The organism is Lutimaribacter marinistellae (assembly GCF_042648365.1).
Classification (GTDB): Bacteria; Pseudomonadota; Alphaproteobacteria; order Rhodobacterales; family Rhodobacteraceae; genus Lutimaribacter_A; species Lutimaribacter_A marinistellae.
In genome coordinates this window covers 303,740-322,192 of sequence record NZ_JBHRXI010000004.1, presented here as the reverse complement: position 1 = coordinate 322,192, position 18,453 = coordinate 303,740, and the positions used below count along the sequence as shown (strand labels likewise).

Below are 18,453 nucleotides of genomic sequence, written 5' to 3'. Positions count from 1 at the left end.
TCCGACCATTTCATTGATCGCTACGCTGTTCGCCGGTCAGGCCATCGCTGAGAGCATCGAGGTCACACTCGAGAACTTCACCATTGCCGAGACCGACAAATACATGGCGGAGCACTCCGCCGAGCACGCCGTCAACACGATCCGTCATTCACGGGAACCCTCGAGTCCGGACAACCAGTTCGTCATCACCGAGAACAAGGATGTTCTCTACAGCCATGCCCTGGTCGATACGCAAGGCGGGGTGACGATCACCAACCCGGACTGGGACTACCTCACGATGATCCAGATCATCGACGAGGCCCACTATACCTTGCACGTGCTCTATGCCGGCGAGAGCGTCACCTTGACGCCCGAGGACCTGACAACGGGTCGCTACGTCTTCCTCAACATGCGCACAGGGTTGAAATCGACCGACGAGGATGGCGTGGCCGAAGCCCATGCTCACCAGGACGCCTTTTCGATCGAAGCTGCCTCTGCCGAACCTTACACACCCAAGGGTTTCGACAGCGAGAGTCTCGACGCGGTGCGTGCGTCGCTTGTGGCTCGTGCGGGTGAGGCCGACAAGCCAGAGCTGTTCTTTGGCCGCCCCGAGGACGTTGATCCGGAGATGTTCCTGATCGCCACGGCGGTGGGCTGGGGCGGGCTGCCCTACGAGGACGCCGTCTATATCTCGACCATCGTACCGGAGGGCGCGGCCGCCGAAGGAGCCTGCTCGGCAATGACGCTCCCACGGCCGCCCCTGAAATTCGACGAGGGGGCTTTCTTCTCAGTCACAACCTACAGCGCCGACAGCTGGATCGTGGAGGAGAACTTCGCGCTGAACAACCGTGCGGCAGAGACCGACGACGATGGCTCGGTCACCTTCCGCTACAACTGCCCCGGTCAGCCCAACAACATCGATGTGCAGCCGGGTTGGACGCAGGTCATCCGCCTCTATCAGCCCGTAAGCGCCGAGGCGATTTCGGACTATGTCGAGCGGATCAACGAAGAGGTGAAGATCGAGCCGGCAGGATAGAGCAGACCGGCCACCGTCTTGACTTCGGCAAACCCCGGCAAACCACGCGCTCTCAAGTCGGTGGACGGAGTAAACGTGACGCAGACTTCTCCTCGCGACATATCTGAAAGGGGCCTCGCATGGTCAGACCGCTGCCTGCTATGTCTGCATTGGTACCCCGATGACCTGTAACTGAGGAGACACTCCATGTTTTTACGCAGCATGTCGCTCGTCGTCGGCTTATTGCTCGCCACCCCGCTCGTCGCACAAGACAGCGTACCCATTCACTTCGAGTCTGGTACGTCCGGCGCCACGATCAATGGCACCATCATTGGCGAAGAATACATCGACTATGTGCTCGGTGCTCGTGGAGGCCAGACCATGACCGTCTCGCTGAAAGTGACTGGTACCAACGGCAACGGCATTGCCAACTTCAACGTATTGCCCGCGGGCGAGGATTTTCCGGCCCTCTACAATTCCTCGATGACGGGTGAAATGGACGGTAAGGTCGTGCTGCCGGAAGACGGCGACTGGGCAATACGCGTTTACCTGATGGGTAACGACCGTGATACCGGCAAGACGGTCGGGTATTCGATAAACGTTTCCATTCGCTAACCGCTCCCGTCAATGCCAGTCGAGGGAGCGCCATAGGTCCGCTGCGGTGTCATTCTGTTGAAAGCCCGGTTGGTTTTGGAAGTTGAGTGCTGGTTCGCTTTCAGCGAGGCAAGCGAAGGTGGCCGTTTCGAGCTCGATAAAGAAGACCGTCTTGCTGTGCAGACCGCCAGCGGGTCGTGTTTACCGAGTCAAGGAGGCCTTTTGTTTACTTCTTTCGAGATATCGACTTTTGGTTGCTTATTGGCCTTTAGCGGCCAATGCTGAAGCTTGGAACCATTTCGTCGAATAGAAGTGAAAACGCCTAAGGACGGCTGCTGCGCGACATCAGATCGCGAGGGTCGGATATTGAAATGAAGCTGGTTGTCCTGACCACAATTGTCACTGCTGTGATCGCGACCGTATTGGTGACGGTCTTTCTGCATATGCGCGTCATGGCGCTGGCCTCCGTTGATTTCCGCGTCACTTATCCCGAGGTTCCCGTCGAAGTGACCGAGGCTGTGAGATCAGCCGAAGCTCAATACTATGCTTCGCTTTCGATGCCTCGCAGGCTCGCCGAAGAGGGCGAAGACATACTGGCCTTGCTGTGGCCCGCAGCAGTCAAGAAGCTCGACTTTTCGGTGGGTCCTTATCGCATCAAGGCCAGCACGATGGAGGACATCTTTCCGTGGGCGATCTCTGCGGGTTACCTTGTGCTTGTCGATGCTGAACCAGACGAAGCGCTTGCGTCAATCTCGTATTTTTCGGAGCAACCCGCTTTGGCGGATTGGGGAGCCTCTCTGGTGCTTGAGCATCTTCGTTTGCGCCATCCCGAGATGCGGATGATGGGCTGGGATACGATCAGGTCCGATCCGCACCTCATCGCAAAACTGTATAGCGGTTACATGGGTGCGGGGGGCGATTGGGTTGGATGGGAGTCCTCTCTCTCCCCGGGCCCTGAAGCCTTGCGCAGAATGAAGTTGCAGGGGCCGTAAACTCGACCGAACCATAAACAACTGCGTCCACGTTAATCACATCTAACATGTGCGTGGAGACTATCACGTTTGCACTGCCGCCACATGCCCGACGAGACGAAGCTCTTCGTTCGCGTTCGTTTCGTGATCCGAAAATGTGCTAAGCTTTGCCAGCAACGCAACATCAGAGAGCAAGACGCTATGAAAAAATTGAACCTACACGTCGCGGTCCTTTTCATGGCGTTCGTCAGTCAAACCGCTTTCGCGCAGCAAGACGCGACGGATCAAGCTGGCACATCCGAAGCAGATGCCACGGAGGTTGCGGGAGATGCAGACCCTTACGCCAAGACACTTGCTGGCGCGACACAACTGGGTGAAGGGCCAGGCCAGCTTTGGGAAAAGGACGGCCAGACATTTCTCACGCTGCCCCCTGACCTGCTCAACCGGATATTCATGTGGTACGCGGAAGCGGTCAGCCTCCCCGTTGGTGTCATCAGCAGCGGCGGGAACGCGATTGGTGAAACGGTCGTCAGACTCGAGCGGCGCGGAGACACGATTTTCGTACGCGACCTGGCCGGCGAGAGCGCGCGCCGCGCGGCCGTGTCCAATGCAGGCCCCTTATCCAAAGCCAAGCTTGCCCCGATTCAGCTTGCCGTCGAAAGCGTCACGCTGGGTTCTGTCCTATTTGGCATGCCGATCCTGGCGGAGGGACCGGACGGTAAGCTCCTGATGGATGTCACCGACGTGTTTTCCTCCGACATCGGCGGCCCCCTGGCGGCCGCCTCCGTTCTGGCTGGTCCGCTCGGCCCGCCTATCCACGATCCGTCCAGATCGTGGATCGAACGGGCAAGATCTTTCCCCGAGAACCTCTCTATCCGGTCTCATCTGACCTTTGCTTCGCCGGACGGATCATCGCAATCCATGATCGTTGGGCATTCTTTGGCGATCCTGCCGGAAGAGCCGATGACACCACGCATAGCGTCGCCATACATGGGATACTTCAGCACATCTTTCGTTGAGTTCGGCGATGATACTCCGGTGCGCGACGTCAACTATATCCTGCGCCACCGGTTGGAGCGCGCAGATCCGAACGCCAGCGGGCTGTCCGATCCGGTTCAACCGCTCGTCTACTACATCGGCCAAGGCATCCCGGATCGGTGGCGTCCCTACGTCAAAGAAGGGATCGAGATGTGGAACTTGGCCTTCGAGGCCGCAGGATTTTCCAACGCGATCGTGGCGCGCGACGCACCGACGCCTGAGGAAGATCCCGAATGGTCGGCCGAGGACGCGCGCATCAATGTCGTGCGCTGGCTGCCGCAGGAAGTGGCGAATGCCATGGGGCCGGTCATCTACGACCCACGGTCTGGCGAGATCCTGTCGGCACATATCCTCGTCTGGCCGTCGGTGGTGCCGTTTTTCGAGACTTATTACTACCTCCTGCACAACGCGGTCGATGAGGAGGCCAACAACCTTCCGCTATCCCCCGAGTTGCAGGGCGAATTGATGCGCTACGTGATCGCGCATGAGGTCGGCCACACTCTTGGCCTGCGCCACAATCACTTGGCCTCGACCGTCTGGAGCATCGCGCAGCAGCGCGACCCGGACTTCATGGCCGCGAACGGACCAAACGGGTCCATCATGGCCTACGGGCGCTGGAACCAGGCTGCACAGCCCGGCGATGGCGTCGAGACCTTCTATCCAAGGATCACCGCCTATGACCGCCTTGCCATCGAGTATGGCTATCGCGATTTCGGCGATGCGCAAGAGACCAAAGTGGGGCTCAGCAAGCTCATAGAACGTTCCCTGAACAACCGACCCCTACGATGGGCCGCAGCAGAGATGCCGTCGGAATCCCGTCAGGGCAATGACCCGCGTGTGCAGCGTGAAAACACGGCTTCCGACAGGGTAGAGGCAACCCGGCTCGTCACGGCCCGTCTCTACTTGGCGCTCGCAAATCTTCGGGACGCGAGCGGCAATGACGATGACGTGATCCGCGCTGCGTACGACCAAGCACTCTCGCGCTACTTCAGCTTCGTGCAGAGTGTTCTGGCCAACGTGGGCGGTGTCTATGACGAGCCGGTGAATACAGCGCGGTATCGCCCGGTTCCCGCGGCGGAGCAGCGCCGGTCGGTGCGCTTCGTGCTCGAAGAGGTGCCGGACGCGCTCGACATGTTCGAGATGCCGGAGCTTATTGACAGCCTGGAACCGGCAGGAGCGCGCCTGACGCTTGACGGGGCGGCGGCGCAATCCGTGTCGCTCCTTCTGACCGGCGTAAGGCTCGGACTCTTGGACGAACAGCAACGCCGCGATCCCGACGCCTATGGCCCGGTGGATCTGGGCGATGACATGCTCGCCGCGCTCTTCGACGATCTGGGCGAGTCCGACCCGCGCCGCAGGGCGATGCAATCGGCCTTTGTCCAATCGACCTGGGACGTGCTTGTGGCGCCGCCCGCACCTCGCGGCACGCTCACGTTTCTGGCGACGCTCCTCGGAGCCGACGCTGACCAGTTGAACACTTCAGCTTCGACCGGAGCCGAAACAGCCTATCCGTCTTGGGCGCGAGCGCGTCTGCCTCAATTGGCCACCCGGCTGCGTGCCGCGGCAGGAGGAAGCGAAGATCCAGCAGTGTCCGGTCATTACGAGGAACTCGCCCTCCGCATCGATGCCGCCCTCTCGGGGAAGTCCCCGCCAAGTGCCGCCGATGCGTTGGGAGCAGCGTTGGGAGGTGCGAATCTTACGGACCTGCGACAACAGTCCGGTCCTATGCCCGGCACATCGCCATTGAGGTAACCGAGATGAGTAAGGCGCTGAATATGGAGGCCGGCAGTCCGCAAATGCTGGTTCGGAAGACTAAGCTACCAACTTGAGAATTTGTCTACACCGGCGGCGCAAGATCGGTCGCGCCTTCGAAATGGATACTACTTTCGCCGCGTAAGACCCGGCGAAACGCGCACACGCGACTCTCGGCTTTGTCGCGTCGGGAAGTGGGACCCTCCAACGAAGGCGCAGTAGTTCTGGTGACCGAACGCGTCGAATTGATCTGCCTCTCAAACCCCCGACCCTGTCAAGATACGGTAGAAGGTCTCCGAACCTGTTCCGATCAACCGCCGACAAGCTTGATTATCCGCGGGATCAATCGACGATGACGTCCAGGCTCCAGTCTCCGCCTTCACCAGCCATCTCGGCGAACCGCACCAGAACCTGTTTTCCGGACAGCAGAACGACTTCGAACTCAGTGGTACCCTGACCTGATCCGAGCAAGTCGCCGACCTCATCGAAGACGGCGGTTCCGACGGTGTCGTCCGCCTGAATCGAGATCGTGATCTGGCGCTCGGGTGGAACTGTAAGCAGTAGATCGAAGATTTCTCCAGCCTTGAGGCTGGTCGCAAATCGGGCTGGCGCTTCGAACTCAAAACGCTCCGAGGCTGCCACGGTGGGGCTCTCAAGAGCAGCAGGATCTGCGCCGAGGTGCGGTCTCAGGAAACGCACGGCGGCCCAGCCCTCAATGCTGCCATCAAGCGTTTCAACCTCGCACCAATCTTCCTCCGGTCCCGGCAGGCAATCCACGCGTCGAAGGAGTGTTCCGCTGTCCAGTCTGGCAAGACGCTCGGAGTCAGTCGTGGGCCCGGCACGGAGGTTTAGCGATCCGTCGATCTGCACCGAAACGAAATCCGTTTCGGGAAAGCCATCGGTTTCCTGTGCCAAAACGGGCATCGTCCCCGCCAGCAGAAGCGCCGAGACCGCCCGGATCATGGCCGCGCCTCCGGGCGGGGGGATTGCAGGGTTTCCCCCGTCATGATCACGAAATCCTCGCCGGACCGTCTGTCGGGCGTGGCCGCGAGATCGGAGACGACGAAGGTAAGACCTGGGTGGAGGCGTTCCGACAGATGCCGTTTCACGGCGCTGGACAAGCGAAGACGGTTGAGAACCTGCTCCTCCGGCCAAAGGGGGTGCGTCGGGTCGGGATGGTGCGTGACGCCCATCCACCCGAACCCTGTGCCCCGTCGCTCCTGCAGCACGAGGACATGTTCTCCGATCGGCCCGTCCTCGAGAATACCGACTTCCTCTTCGAGAACCTCACGTCCATCCTCCATCACGACGAGCCGTTGGTCGGCCGCTGTGGCGAGAACGGTGGTGATTGGATACGGTTGATCATTCTCCCAATCGACAGGATGGGACCGCATGTCGAGGCTTGACACCGCCGCAGCCAACTCGGTCTCTGCAAAAGAATGTAGCACGAGACCGGGATGGATGAGGTCCCACGAGTCATGCGCCCCCGATAGGATGACCGGTGTGCCGATATGTGTGATCGTGAACAGCAGACGCGAGAATTCCAACGGCAACCGAATACAGCCATGCGAGGCCGGATAACCCGGCAGGTTCCCCGCGTGCAGTGCAATGCCGTCCCAGGTCAGGCGGTTCATGTTCGGCATCGGAGCGCCACCATAGGTCGATGACCGATGATCAGCGTCTTTCTGCAGCACTGTGAAAACACCCGTTGGGGTCGCATGGCCCGGCCTTCCCGTGGAACAGGTCGAAACAGCGATCCGCACACCGTTGCGATAGACATGGACGCGCTGCTCGGGGATCGAGGCAATCACGGCCACCGCACCTTGGGGCGACCGCTCCGGATGCCAGGTAAAATCGCCGGGCAGCATGTTGTCGATTCCGATCCTCGCTTCATCGGCGAGGACAAGGCCGCCGACACCAACCGCCGCGCCTCCCAACGCAAGGACGGACCTGCGCGTCAGCATGCCAACATCCCCGCATCAGCGAGCTGAGCCACATCGTTTAGCTCTTGGTAATGAGCCGCACTGCTCGGGCTATAGAGGTTCATCGGTTCTCCCAAATCGGCTTCACGCATTTTCACAGTGAGTTCCTCGCTACTGTTCACTCGAAAGCAGGCTCTCGGGCAATGCTTTTTCGCAAATGAAGGAACCGACGCCCTGAGCTCCCTCAACCTGTATGGTCGTCTCCCGAGCGTTCACCACCATGAAGACGCCCTCCATACCGTATACGGCCTCGCCACCAGATAGGTTGGCTTGATGCCGGAGCCGGAGGACATTTGTCGTAACGGCACCTCGGACAGTCGCATGAGCCGAGCAAACGCCATGCTCGCAGGCCCAGACGTCATCGGACATGAACGCTTCCTCGCTCAGGAAAAGCGCTATCGATGGCGCATCTTCGGTGTTCCTCACGGCCAGACGCATGGGCTCGACACGTGTGGCGCCGTTGTCATTCTCAGTCCATGCGATCGCGCCAGTGCAGGTCGTGAAGGGGCCTCCGAGCGCGTCTTCAATCGCCTCGTTACCTGATGCAGTTGTCGCCAGAAACGTCGCTGCGAAAAGTGCACCACAGCCCGTCAGAAAAAGTGGTGATTTCATTCGGCGCTCTCTCTGATCCGTTGTAGAACCGCGGCGCAGTCGTCTGCGCTGCCGACGATTTCCCGGGGCGCCTCGTTGCCCCCCAGTGCAGCTGCATCCGCAGCGGCTCGGGTCAGGATCTGATCGATTTCATCAGGCGTCAGAAGTCCTTCCTCCCCAGCCGCCTTGATGGTCATGCAGATGCCTGCCGATGCCCCAGTAGCGATACCGATCCCGGCCGCCGCACCGCCGATCAGCGCGCCGCCAAAGACTGCGCCGCCGATCAGGCCAATGACGAGGCCGGCGATACCAATGAGAATACGCCCCATCGAGAATTGCTTTCGTTAAACGCCCGAGCCGTAGGGCCAGACAAGGTTGAGGATCATGAGAAGGACGAACAGGACGACGAACGTGATCAAGACCTTCCGGCCCTTCGACATATTCTCGAACTGGGTCATGTGGTTGAGCGGGTAAATGACCGCAAAGATGATGAGCGCGGTTACGATCATATGAGGAATGTCAAAGGTCAATTTTTAAGCCTCCATTTGATGGCAAGGTATGGTCGTAGGGCCAGACCAGTTTCAGGTTCAGAACCGCAGCATTTTTTGCTGCTATCTGCAGAAGTATTCGACGCCAATCGGGCACTGTCTGCACTGCCGCAACGTATCGGAACGGGATTGCGACCAGCGCTATGGCCACAACCGTAGCAACAAGGCACGCAAGGTCGAACGGCATCACTCTCCTCTTTCAGCTTCTCATCCGTCCCCTCTCCTGCACTGTGAAAAAAGCCGGCACAGAGTGCCCAGAAGAAGGATGTTCAGGGCCGGAGCCAGGGCAGCGAGCCAGGGTTGAAGGCTGCCTGAAACGCCATCGACCCAGAACACCCATGGCAGGCCGAGTACGATGACGAACACGCTCGATAGGGGATCTCGCTCCTGACCGAAAAGCCCGTAGGTCCCGATTAGGAGCAGCGCCAGGGCCCCGAGGTATAAAACCCCGACGATCCGAACAATCCACTTGCATATGGCGGTCATGAAGACACTTCAATTGGCGAACTGCGGGAAGGCGGTGAAGCTGCCATTGTCCCCTATCCGACACCCCCAACTGGCACCATCAACGGTGATGTCCGCAAAAATACGGTTGTCGCGCCCAGCTGTGACTGGTGGGCGGGTTGAAATACTGGCGTTTGGCTGACCGACACGAATTTGCCGGACGCATTCATCAACCATACCCGGCGAAGAAACGAGTTCGCTGGACGTATCACCTGTGCTACCCGTTTCCACGCATCCGGCCGCAATGGAGAGCGCCGCAGTGCGAACAAATAGCTTGCTAACCGTCTTCATTGTCTCACAGTCCTTTCTACACGATCCAACTGTGGCGTTTTCCTCAAGTTGTCACCTTCCGGGACAGGAAAAAGAGGCGGCTCGATGTAACGAACAGATACCTACGACAATGCCGGCCAGAGAGCCCAAACCATGGCTCTTCACAACAATACCGTCCACCCGCTCGATAAACACGACAAACTCCAGCCATGTCGCGCAACCAACACCGACGAAACCAAATCATTGTGAGGCCGTGTCCGACACGCCATCAGAACCAGCGCCGCGACTACCCAAACTGTGATCTGTCTCAATCCATGCGCGCTACCCCTGGCCTGAACTTAGGCCGGTCCCGCAATTTGTTTTGGAAGCCTGCGCGTTTTTCGCGAAGGCTCAGGTTCCTCACACGCCGTCGCTGCCCATGAATTCGGTCGAGGGGTTGCTGCCATCGGCGCCGACCAGGCACCGCCACGGCGCGCCGTTGTCCCCAACGCGCATGTAAACAGCATGCGCGGCTTCCGACGACTCCGAGCCTACGATGCGCACACCGCCTCCGGTTTGTGAGGCAAGTAGGTTGCTGCAGGCGCGAACCGCGGCGTCGCTGGCCCCGAAACTGCCCTCGATGAACGGCGGGCCGCCGGACGAGGCGGGCATCTGACTGGTCGAAGGGCTGCCCGTCGTCTCGACGCAACCCGTCAGGGCGGCGAATGCTCCCACTCCGGCAAGCAGCTTGAACGTATTCCTCATGTGGTCTCCCTCCTTCGTTTCGGACTGATTGAACTCGACCTCGTCTCAGTCGATCCCGAAGATCACGTTAAACGACTGCCGGCCATTTGCCGTGTTGTAGACCTCGACGACATGGTCGCCCGATTGCCATAGCTGGCCCCGATACTCCTGATCAGCGTTCGTTTCGTCCAGCAAGACAGAACCATCGGGATTGTAGATGACGTAGGTCATACCCGGACCGTTCGCCGCGAGCCGGAAATACAGGAACTGGCCGTTCCGTGCGCCGAGTACGTAGCGATGGGACACGCCCGGATCGAGACTGTCAGTGAACTCGGTCCCGCTTGCGCCACGGGGAAACCGCACCTGCTCTACCGTGAAACTGCCCGCGTCATCAGTCATCACCGGGGTCGCGCGTGGCGACCGTATCGGACCACTTGCTTCAGTAAGAAATTCGGAGGCTGCCCAGCCGGATGCATCCCCGTCAGAGATGTGGCACCACGTCCGGCCCTCGGCCTGCCGGCAGCCGAGGTTCTCCACGATCGTTCCCGAAGGCAACTTTCCGACAACGACCGCCGAGGCGGACGGCGCTGATCGCACGTTAAGACGTCCCGAAACGCTGACCTGGAAATGATCTGGGCCATCCGCTCCGGCAGTAGTGTCAGGCTGTGTGTTGCCCTGCGAGACGATGGTACAGTAGCCACCGCCGCTGCCCGGCGGATTAAAGCCGACGAGCAGTCCGCTGCCATCGTCATTGGTACTGATCGGGAATGTAATCCCGCCGGCCGTCGCTTCAAAGTAGTGCTGGTTGTACATCCGGACGCTTGCGGGCGAGCCGTTGACGCGTACGTTGCCGGCTGGATCCCACGTCACGGTGATCCCAGTGGGGCATTCGGCTGTAAATGGCGGTATCTCGGCATATGCAGCGGAAGCAAGGCTTGCCGCCAGAAAAGCGAAGGATGGAAAAAGGTTCGTTCTTTTCATCTTGGTCATATTCCTTTTGGGACGAAGTTCTCAAACGGCTTAGCCGCCGAAAATGATAGCATCGGGAATTTCGTAGCGTTCGTCATCGACGGTGATCTGGGTCAGATCGCCGTCCCGCGTTGCGGCATTTTCAAAACCGCCACCGGCCTGACCGGTGCGCACCTCAGAACCTAGGGCATCGAGATACTTGTGCTCGCTCCAACCGCTGACGCTGTCGTCGAGGGTGGAGGCGCGGCACCAATCCACCTCGCAGCCTTCGTTTCGCAGAACCTGTCCCAAATACGCATCATCCACCGCCTCGGAGGCGGCATCGGATGCGATATGGATCGGCATGTCGTCGGCCAAGCCAAATGGGTTGAGATATGGCGGCTCTCCGTCCGGGCGGCCCAGACCCACATGTGTTTCCGGGAGATCGCGAAGTGGCCCGTTGGCCTCCACCATGCGCGTCAACGCGATCGTGTTGTCGCCCTTTGAAAGAGTGAAAACGCCGCGCAACGCATTGAAGCCGCCCGACAGGCGTCCGTCCAACAGAGTCACGTTGGTGTTCTCCTGCGCAATCGAAACTTCACCTGGGCACGTTTCCTATCCGTCGAGAAAAACCATGATTTACCGGGCACTACCCTCAGCCCCCAATCAACAAACTTTACTTTATGAAACACAGCTTTCGATAACTGTCTTTGCTCAAACGTCTCAAATTCGGCCCCGTGCGGCGTCATCCGACGAATAGGGATTGCGAATGCGATCGTAGACCCCGGCCATTTCTTGCCATTCCGCGTTGGCTGCGTAGTTCAGTAGGTGCGAATGCTCGACCGCACGGGTTCTCATGCCGACGACGTCGCTCGGCCGGAAGCCCGTTTCACGTTTGAAGGCTTTGCTAAAACTATGAATCGAGCCGAATCCGATCTTGAGGGCCGTTCTTTCGACCACGGCCGGCGTCGTGTCCGCATCGGCAAGAAGGTGCCATGCGGCGATCATGCGCTTACGCCGAACAGCGCGCGCGATTCCGCCACTTTCGGCGAAATCGCGGTAAACCGTGGCGCGCGAGAACGGCAAGTCCGTCAGCAACCGGTCTACCGTCAGTCCGGGGGTAAGAGCGCGCTTGCCAATCTCATTGAGAACGAGCCGCTTTCGCGCCGTCCGCAACCGGGCGTCCAAATTCGTTTCGGTGCCTTGTTCGAGCACGAGACGCAAAACGTGGATGAACCTGTCGAACTCGGCGTCAAGCCTGGCTTCGTGCGATCCGCAGGCGCAGTTCATCAGTTCCGCAAAGACTTGCGCGACCAGCATGCCCCCCGCGCCGTTATCGGACAACGCAATGCATTCCGTGTGAAGCTCTGGATCGTACCCGATGTCGTCGTAGTGGACGAAGAGGTTTAGCTGCCGATTACGGCTGGAATTTTCGATGACCTCGCGGGATTGATCGATCAGATATGTTGCACCCGGACCGAGATGCCAGATGTCTTTCCCCGACAACATCGTGGCCGAGCCCACCAAGTAACGCCGGATCTTCAGATAGCGCACCGAGTCTCTGCCGATCAGAAGCTTATTCCGCCACTTCCGACTTGCTCCGCATGAGACGTCAGAGAGCGCGTGCCCACGAACGGTCCAGATCCGCCCGTGCATGAGCATTTTGCGATCGAAGTCTTTCGGCAAGGGCAAGCGGTACGATTTGCTCATGAGCGTGTGCCAATAGTCAAACGCCTCCGTGTCTTTCATTAGATGCGTTGAAAATGATAGCGTCAAACCAAACTCACACCGTGGTTGCCAAAACTAAAGTAGCGTGAGCGCACGCCCCAACAAGGCGTTTTACGGAGACGACAACCTTGAGGACTCGGACAGTTATGATCCCTGTTTCTGCTCCATTTGATACTTCCAGTAATCGCAGTGCAGCGGCAATAAAAAGATCTTCCTGTGCGAGCGAAGTCTATCCCCCAACTGATGTGGTTCATATCCAAACAGCTTTGCGCAACAAAGCCGCTGCCGTGGGTGAGAATTTGTTGGCGGCTCTCTAAACGTGCTTTGGGTTGAGGAATGCTCAAGTCGTCTTTATCCGGCGACGGATGACCAACCTGCCAAAATGCTGCAAAATGCATGAATGGCTGCTCTGACGGGCCGCACCGCAGCAAAGTAGTGGGCTGCTGGAAGTCGGCTCTGGGCCGTATTTGATGTGTCATCGCAACGCGCGAAACAGGATGTTGCAGTGCCTCCGAGGTCTGCAAGGAGCCCAATGCCGACCTTCTCGGCTGTTATGTGGCCTTCGATAACTCGCGGTTCTTTAGACTGGCTTCCTCCCCTATCGCTGTTTTCGACCGTCAGCCTCCGACCATGGGGGAATGAAATGGCATGAAATGAGCATGTGGGTATGGAGGCCTGATTGGGTGTTGAGTTAGCAGCCTTACGGCGTTCCAAGAGGAATGGCGGGTCAGTCCGCCCTCTAGAGCCAAGCGACGGCTCAGTTCTGCTGTCGCTACTGAAGAAGCTCCGAAGTCTGTTGCGTGTTTTTTTGGCAGTTCTCGTTATACCGGTGTGGGTAGGTCTGCAAAGCAGGATTTTTTGCGTTTCAGCAGATGCAGCCGACGCTCGCCAAAGTCCGCGTTAACTAGCGGTGGACATTCGGTGTGAACATAACCATCCGCAGCTCTTGGCCCCAAGAGGACCCGCTGTTGGCGTCAGATGGAAAAGTCAGTGGCTCCCGGAACCCCGGACTACTTGCGTCAATCCTATCCAAAAAGAGGAGACCAGCGTAGCATCAGCATATGAAATGGGGGAACGATGCTATGGAATACTACGATCTCGGATCCAACACCCGGACGATTACAACGTCGTCGGATGAAGCACAGCGCTGGTTTGACCGAGGCCTAGCATGGACCTACGGCTACAATCACGAGGAGGCGATAGTGTGCTTCCAAAACGCCGTGGCAGCCGATCCGAAATGCGCAATGGCACATTGGGGTATCGCGTACTGTATCGGTCCGAACTACAATAAGCCGTGGGAAGCCTTCGAAGACGAAGAGAAGCCTGATTGCGTCACGGTTGCAAAGGCTTCGATAGAAGCTGCTACAGCGCTGCTTGATCACCTGACACCCGTCGAGCGTGCCCTGATCGAAGCAATACCAGCGCGCTATCCGGCGTCATCCGACATCGAGGATTTTAGTCCGTGGAATGATGCTTTTGCTGAAGCGATGCGAAAGGTCCACGCTGAATTTAGCCAAGACCTCGATGTTTGCGCAGTCCTTGCCGAGTCAATTATGAACCGGACGCCCTGGCAGCTGTGGGACCTGCCAACCGGAAAACCGGCAATGGGCGCTGACACACTTGAAGCAATAGAAGTGCTCGAAGCCGCGTTCGACGCACTTCCCGGAGCGTGGGAGCATGCGGGGCTGCTGCACATGTACATCCACCTGATGGAGATGTCGCCGCATCCGGAGCGCGCGCTTCGACACGGGGATGCCTTGAGCACGTTGGTCCCCGATGCCGGGCACCTGCTTCATATGCCTACGCATATCGACGTCTTGTGTGGAGACTACATGAACGTGGTGCTGCGCAACGAGGCAGCCATCGTGGCAGACCGAGAGTTTCTGCGCCGCGAAGGCCCCGACAACTTCTACTCGGTTTATCGCTGTCACAACTACCACTTCAAAATCTATGGCGCGATGTTTCTTGGGCAGCCATCAAAAGCTTTGGAGGCCGCGGAAGAACTGATCGAAACCTTGCCATCAGAGACCCTACGCCCAATGGCAGACTGGTTCGAAGGCTTCATCCCGATGAAGCAGCACGTACTAATCAGGTTTGGTCGTTGGCAAGACATCCTTGATCAAGCGCTACCCCAGGACGAAGAGCTTTACAGCGTGACCATCGCCATGATGCGTTACGCGCGCACGGTCGCCCTGGCAAACCTGCATCGGATTGAGGACGCGGAGAACGAAAAAGCTGAGTTTTACGCTGCGATGGCGCGGGTGCCAGAGAGTCGAATGCTCTTCAACAATACATGCAGAGATATTCTAAAGGTCGCTGAACAAATGATGCTTGGCGAACTTGCCTATCATAAGGGCGAGCACGAAGCCGCCTTCGGCTATCTTCGCGAAGCAGTCGAGATCGACGATGCCCTGCCCTACGACGAACCTTGGGGCTGGATGCAACCCACGCGTCACGCGCTTGGAGCACTTCTACTTGAGCAAGGCCAGATGGAGGAAGCCGAAGCGGTATATCGCGCTGACCTAGGATTGGACGCGACGCTCAGCCGAGCGTGTCAGCATCCGGGCAATGTCTGGAGCTTACACGGCCTCCACGAGTGTCTTAAAAGGCGCGGCGAAATTGTCGAAGCCGCTCATATCAGGCTGCAGCTAGACAAGGCTACGGCAAGGGCTGAAGTCGCAATAAAGGCTTCGTGCTACTGTCGGCAGAAGGCACTGGCGGCTGAGTAAACACAACGCGCCTGAGCCAGGAGTTCGGCATCATTCGGAAGGCGATTGCCAAGTGGCGCATCTGCGAGACGGTCGAGGATCGTAAGGGCCCGTCGGAAGAAACCGAACTCGACGTACTTCCCGCCCGCGATCATGGCCACCGCAGCTTCGCCTCCAAAACCGGGCCACAAATCCGGCTTGGTATTTTCGCAATTGAGCTTCTCGTCTCTCGCTCGTGGCATTATTCCATTGTTGCGCGGAGATCCCACTCATCGCCTCTGCTGAGTTCATGAAGCCACGTGCGCGTACCTGCGGCAAAAAGCAGCCGACCAACTCGCTTAACCCGCTCCGTTTAAGGCAGTAGGGAGCAAGAAACTCTCGTATCTGAGCTGGCGCCTCGACAGCACTGGCGAAACCGGACCTGCTTGATGTCGTGAGCCGTTCTGAAGGCAGATCAACAAACAATACGGCTACTGCGCCCTAAGAAAACTGCAATGCTCAGACCCGAAACAATGAATCTCGTGCCGGGTGGTCCAAAAGGTGGACCACTCTTCCGTGATATATGGTAAGGGTTTGAGAGATAACAGAATTTTTTGATCTAATGGTGCCTCAAGAGGGACTCGAACCCCCGACCTTGTCCTTACGAAGGACCTGCTCTACCAGCTGAGCTATTGAGGCGGACCGACCGTCCCTTTACCCGCAGAGACCGGGCCGTTCAAGCCGAATCAGAACGGAACGTCGTCTCCAAGTCGGAATTTGGTTCGTGTTCATTCGATATTGGACCGGTCACTGTATACTATCCGCTGAATTCCTGAGTTTCACATGATTTGCGGCTCAAGAATCCGAGCGGTGACTCTGTTCGATGAGTCGAGGGCAGAAACAGACGGGCTGAGCGGACGCCAAAGGTTAAAACGGTCTCATGCCAGACCGATGTCTTCCAGAATCTTCGGAATCCTCTTCTTGACCTTGAAGAAGCCTGCGGTGGCATGTGGCCAGATCAGAGCGTCCCAATCCCTGCGCCATTCCGTCAAGGCGATCCCTCGGTGCCGCAAAAGAGGGCGCAACGCGTCGGTCCAATCGGCCACAGGACCAACAGGCGCGTAGGGCATGGCGATCTGGCGAGCGCCCGTTTTTTCGACCCATTCGACAAGGCTCTGGACAGGGCCAGCACGACATTGCACGGCCGTCAATCCCGCACGTACCGCCGCATCCTTCAGGGCCGTTGCCTCGAACGCCGAAACGTCAGGCGAACACTGCAACGGCGACCGCAGGTGACTGGTGGCGAGAGTGGCGGCCCCACATATGTCGAGAGCATCGAGGTCGAACGCCTCGATCTGGCAATCGTCCTCGATCAGCAAAACAACCGTCGCAACACCCGGTCTAGGCGGGTTCACCTGGCGCAGAGGCGTGGTTTCCGGCAAGTCGTCTGGTTCCTGCCCTTGCAAACCTTCGGGTTTGACGGCGAGGTCGGCGTCGCGTGGTGAAAATCGACCCTGCGTGAACTTGGCGATGTTCCATGCTTGGGCCTCGTAGACTTTTCCACGGGTATGCAGGCCAGCGACCCACCGCCAAGAGCAGGTATTCGAGGCCGGATCACCATCATGCAGGTGGCGAAAGAAGAAATCCGCTCCAATCCGCCAAGGCAAGCCGAGCGTGAAGATCCAGATCGACGCAAACCACATCCGCGCGTGATTGTGCAGGTAGCCCGTCGTGATCAACTCTTCGACCCATGCATCGAAGTACGCGAGCCCTGTTGAGCCGGTCAGCGCGGCGTCCAATCGGCTGCGCAAGGCAGGATCAGTGTCGGCATCGGCCAGATCCGCTATCAGACCGTCACGGTAATCGGACCAGATCCGGGGGCGTCGTTCCAGCCATCCCTTGAAGTATCCGCGCCAAACGACTTCCTGAATGAACTTCTCTGCTCCCTCGTATCCGTGGGTTTCCAGTGCTGTCGCAACAAGCTCGTGCTCGCTTACAAGGCGGCGGCGGATGTAAGGCGACAGCTGCGAAACATCCCGGTGGTTTCCCGGCCCGCAGTCATAGTTTCGTCCGATTGCATAGGCGCGACCCATGCGCGGTGCAAAATTCTCGAGAATACGAAGCCCATGGGCCCGCGTCGCAAGTTCCGGTGTCATGCCGCATCTCCTGTCGGGATGCGGATAAAGCTAGGCGTGCCGCCACAATTTCAAAGGCGGCACCGGTCAATCGCGGGGCCAAGCTGCGCTTGATCTGTATCAAGACAAAAAGCGCACATGAGGTGGAAGATGAGTTAACATCAGATCCAATCAGACGGATTGCCGAGCCGTACCCGTTGGGTCGGCAAAACCGCAGCCACGAGGAGGAGACCACGAAATGAAACGCCTATTTGCTTCGTTCTTGCTTGCGCTGGCCTCATTGACGACCACAGATTCCGTAAGCGCCCAGGGATCGAACTGGCAGTACGAGGCGACGGTGTATCTTTTCATGCCGGAGTCCAAAACGGCGATCACGACGCCGGCTGGCCGGATCGAGGGAACGCTCAGCTTCAGCGATGCCCTGGACAACCTCGACTTTGCTTTCATGGGGGCTTTCGGGGCGAGCAATGGTCAGTGGAGCTTTCTGATCGATTACATGTACAACGATCTGTCCTTTGGGAACGCCACCCCGGGTCCGGCCCATTCCGGCCTCAACACGTCGATGACGACCAAGATTCTCAACGGGTATGTCGGGTATCGCGTGTATGACAGTGGATCTGCTCAGGTCGACATCGCTGGCGGATTCCGTTGGTTCGATACCAATACAGCGCTGACTCTCTTGCCGGGGACACAACCTCAGCGCACGGCGGTTGCCGATGCCAGTTGGGTAGACCCGGTGATCGGTGTACGCGCGCGTGTCGATTTTTCCGAACGCTGGCAGGGAACGGCCTTTGTCGATTACGGCGGGTTCAGCAGCGACAATGAAACGTGGCAGGTACTGTTGACCGCCGACTACGAGTTGAACGACAACTGGATGTTACGCGGCGGTTACCGCTATATCTCGATGGAAAACATCGTGAATGGCAATCCGTTCGAGTTTAGCCAGTCCGGTCCGATATTCGGCGCGACCTATCGCTTTTGACCGTCA

18 protein-coding genes and 1 tRNA gene are annotated in these 18,453 nt (G+C 58.5%); 6 read left to right on the top strand and 13 right to left on the bottom strand.

Annotation, left to right across the window (positions count from 1 at the left end):
- Window positions 1-13: 13 nt before the first annotated feature.
- The 4 genes from ACFORG_RS06090 (at window position 14) to ACFORG_RS06075 (ending at window position 5,349) form a co-directional block, all read left to right on the top strand.
- Entirely contained in the window at window positions 14-1,015 is a 1,002-nt protein-coding gene (locus ACFORG_RS06090) for a DUF1254 domain-containing protein (RefSeq protein ID WP_386734494.1), read from the top strand.
- Window positions 1,016-1,201: 186 nt separating this feature from the next.
- The gene (locus tag ACFORG_RS06085) at window positions 1,202-1,609 is read left to right on the top strand and encodes a hypothetical protein (RefSeq protein WP_386734493.1); all 408 of its coding nucleotides are present in this window, start codon (window positions 1,202-1,204) and stop codon (window positions 1,607-1,609) included.
- Window positions 1,610-1,959: 350 nt separating this feature from the next.
- Window positions 1,960-2,580, top strand: a complete 621-nt coding sequence (locus ACFORG_RS06080) for a hypothetical protein (protein WP_386734492.1) — start codon at window positions 1,960-1,962, stop codon at window positions 2,578-2,580.
- Between the two features lie 180 nt (window positions 2,581-2,760).
- On the top strand, window positions 2,761-5,349 hold the full coding sequence (locus tag ACFORG_RS06075) for a zinc-dependent metalloprotease (protein ID WP_386734491.1): 2,589 nt from the start codon (window positions 2,761-2,763) through the stop codon (window positions 5,347-5,349).
- 342 nt (window positions 5,350-5,691) lie between these two features.
- Here ACFORG_RS06075 and ACFORG_RS06070 read toward each other — a convergent pair whose 3' ends face one another.
- The 11 genes from ACFORG_RS06070 to ACFORG_RS06020 form a co-directional block, all read right to left on the bottom strand.
- Window positions 5,692-6,312 carry an SH3 domain-containing protein gene (locus ACFORG_RS06070; RefSeq protein WP_386734490.1) on the bottom strand — a complete coding sequence of 207 codons (621 nt, stop codon included), beginning with the start codon at window positions 6,310-6,312 and terminating at the stop codon, window positions 5,692-5,694.
- On the bottom strand, window positions 6,309-7,313 hold the full coding sequence (locus ACFORG_RS06065) for a L,D-transpeptidase family protein (RefSeq protein ID WP_386734489.1): 1,005 nt from the start codon (window positions 7,311-7,313) through the stop codon (window positions 6,309-6,311). Before ACFORG_RS06065 ends, ACFORG_RS06070 begins: the two co-directional genes overlap by 4 nt.
- Window positions 7,314-7,442: 129 nt before the next feature.
- Window positions 7,443-7,943, bottom strand: coding sequence for a hypothetical protein (locus tag ACFORG_RS06060; protein ID WP_386734488.1), 501 nt, complete (start codon window positions 7,941-7,943; stop codon window positions 7,443-7,445).
- The gene (locus ACFORG_RS06055; RefSeq protein WP_386734487.1) at window positions 7,940-8,251 is read right to left on the bottom strand and encodes a hypothetical protein; all 312 of its coding nucleotides are present in this window, start codon (window positions 8,249-8,251) and stop codon (window positions 7,940-7,942) included. The genes ACFORG_RS06060 and ACFORG_RS06055 overlap by 4 nt, the downstream gene beginning before the upstream one ends.
- Window positions 8,252-8,266: 15 nt before the next feature.
- Window positions 8,267-8,452, bottom strand: coding sequence for a hypothetical protein (locus tag ACFORG_RS06050; protein ID WP_386734486.1), 186 nt, complete (start codon window positions 8,450-8,452; stop codon window positions 8,267-8,269).
- Window positions 8,442-8,657, bottom strand: a complete 216-nt coding sequence (locus ACFORG_RS06045; protein ID WP_386734485.1) for a hypothetical protein — start codon at window positions 8,655-8,657, stop codon at window positions 8,442-8,444. The genes ACFORG_RS06050 and ACFORG_RS06045 overlap by 11 nt, the downstream gene beginning before the upstream one ends.
- A gap of 308 nt (window positions 8,658-8,965) precedes the next feature.
- Complete coding sequence (locus ACFORG_RS06040; RefSeq protein ID WP_386734484.1) at window positions 8,966-9,265, bottom strand: hypothetical protein; 300 nt, start codon at window positions 9,263-9,265, stop codon at window positions 8,966-8,968.
- Window positions 9,266-9,643: 378 nt separating this feature from the next.
- Window positions 9,644-9,988: a hypothetical protein gene (locus ACFORG_RS06035; RefSeq protein WP_386734483.1), complete on the bottom strand. Its 345-nt coding sequence runs from the start codon at window positions 9,986-9,988 to the stop codon at window positions 9,644-9,646.
- A gap of 45 nt (window positions 9,989-10,033) precedes the next feature.
- Entirely contained in the window at window positions 10,034-10,948 is a 915-nt protein-coding gene (locus tag ACFORG_RS06030) for an SH3 domain-containing protein (protein ID WP_386734482.1), read from the bottom strand.
- Window positions 10,949-10,987: 39 nt separating this feature from the next.
- On the bottom strand, window positions 10,988-11,485 hold the full coding sequence (locus tag ACFORG_RS06025) for a hypothetical protein (protein ID WP_386734481.1): 498 nt from the start codon (window positions 11,483-11,485) through the stop codon (window positions 10,988-10,990).
- Between the two features lie 153 nt (window positions 11,486-11,638).
- Window positions 11,639-12,664, bottom strand: coding sequence for a helix-turn-helix domain-containing protein (locus tag ACFORG_RS06020; RefSeq protein WP_386734480.1), 1,026 nt, complete (start codon window positions 12,662-12,664; stop codon window positions 11,639-11,641).
- A 1,061-nt stretch (window positions 12,665-13,725) separates the two neighbouring features.
- On the opposite strand from ACFORG_RS06020, the gene ACFORG_RS06015 reads away from it, so the two are divergent.
- The gene (locus ACFORG_RS06015) at window positions 13,726-15,372 is read left to right on the top strand and encodes a hypothetical protein (protein ID WP_386734479.1); all 1,647 of its coding nucleotides are present in this window, start codon (window positions 13,726-13,728) and stop codon (window positions 15,370-15,372) included.
- Window positions 15,373-15,953: 581 nt separating this feature from the next.
- Here the strand turns inward: ACFORG_RS06015 and ACFORG_RS06010 are convergent.
- A tRNA-Thr gene (locus tag ACFORG_RS06010) sits at window positions 15,954-16,029 on the bottom strand.
- Between the two features lie 239 nt (window positions 16,030-16,268).
- Window positions 16,269-17,486 carry an FAD-binding domain-containing protein gene (locus tag ACFORG_RS06005; protein WP_386734478.1) on the bottom strand — a complete coding sequence of 406 codons (1,218 nt, stop codon included), beginning with the start codon at window positions 17,484-17,486 and terminating at the stop codon, window positions 16,269-16,271.
- 217 nt (window positions 17,487-17,703) lie between these two features.
- Between ACFORG_RS06005 and ACFORG_RS06000 the strand changes: the two genes are divergently transcribed.
- Window positions 17,704-18,447, top strand: a complete 744-nt coding sequence (locus ACFORG_RS06000) for a porin family protein (protein ID WP_386734477.1) — start codon at window positions 17,704-17,706, stop codon at window positions 18,445-18,447.
- The last annotated feature ends 6 nt before the right edge of the window (window positions 18,448-18,453 follow it).

Coding starts and splice junctions, on each gene's coding strand:
- ACFORG_RS06085 (WP_386734493.1), top strand. CDS start 1,202: ATGTTTTTACGCAGCATGTCGCTCGTCGTCGGCTTATTGCTCGCCACC.
- ACFORG_RS06080 (WP_386734492.1), top strand. CDS start 1,960: ATGAAGCTGGTTGTCCTGACCACAATTGTCACTGCTGTGATCGCGACC.
- ACFORG_RS06075 (WP_386734491.1), top strand. CDS start 2,761: ATGAAAAAATTGAACCTACACGTCGCGGTCCTTTTCATGGCGTTCGTC.
- ACFORG_RS06070 (WP_386734490.1), bottom strand. CDS start 6,312: ATGATCCGGGCGGTCTCGGCGCTTCTGCTGGCGGGGACGATGCCCGTT.
- ACFORG_RS06065 (WP_386734489.1), bottom strand. CDS start 7,313: ATGCTGACGCGCAGGTCCGTCCTTGCGTTGGGAGGCGCGGCGGTTGGT.
- ACFORG_RS06060 (WP_386734488.1), bottom strand. CDS start 7,943: ATGAAATCACCACTTTTTCTGACGGGCTGTGGTGCACTTTTCGCAGCG.
- ACFORG_RS06055 (WP_386734487.1), bottom strand. CDS start 8,251: ATGGGGCGTATTCTCATTGGTATCGCCGGCCTCGTCATTGGCCTGATC.
- ACFORG_RS06045 (WP_386734485.1), bottom strand. CDS start 8,657: ATGCCGTTCGACCTTGCGTGCCTTGTTGCTACGGTTGTGGCCATAGCG.
- ACFORG_RS06040 (WP_386734484.1), bottom strand. CDS start 9,265: ATGAAGACGGTTAGCAAGCTATTTGTTCGCACTGCGGCGCTCTCCATT.
- ACFORG_RS06035 (WP_386734483.1), bottom strand. CDS start 9,988: ATGAGGAATACGTTCAAGCTGCTTGCCGGAGTGGGAGCATTCGCCGCC.
- ACFORG_RS06030 (WP_386734482.1), bottom strand. CDS start 10,948: ATGAAAAGAACGAACCTTTTTCCATCCTTCGCTTTTCTGGCGGCAAGC.
- ACFORG_RS06020 (WP_386734480.1), bottom strand. CDS start 12,664: ATGAAAGACACGGAGGCGTTTGACTATTGGCACACGCTCATGAGCAAA.
- ACFORG_RS06015 (WP_386734479.1), top strand. CDS start 13,726: ATGGAATACTACGATCTCGGATCCAACACCCGGACGATTACAACGTCG.
- ACFORG_RS06005 (WP_386734478.1), bottom strand. CDS start 17,486: ATGACACCGGAACTTGCGACGCGGGCCCATGGGCTTCGTATTCTCGAG.
- ACFORG_RS06000 (WP_386734477.1), top strand. CDS start 17,704: ATGAAACGCCTATTTGCTTCGTTCTTGCTTGCGCTGGCCTCATTGACG.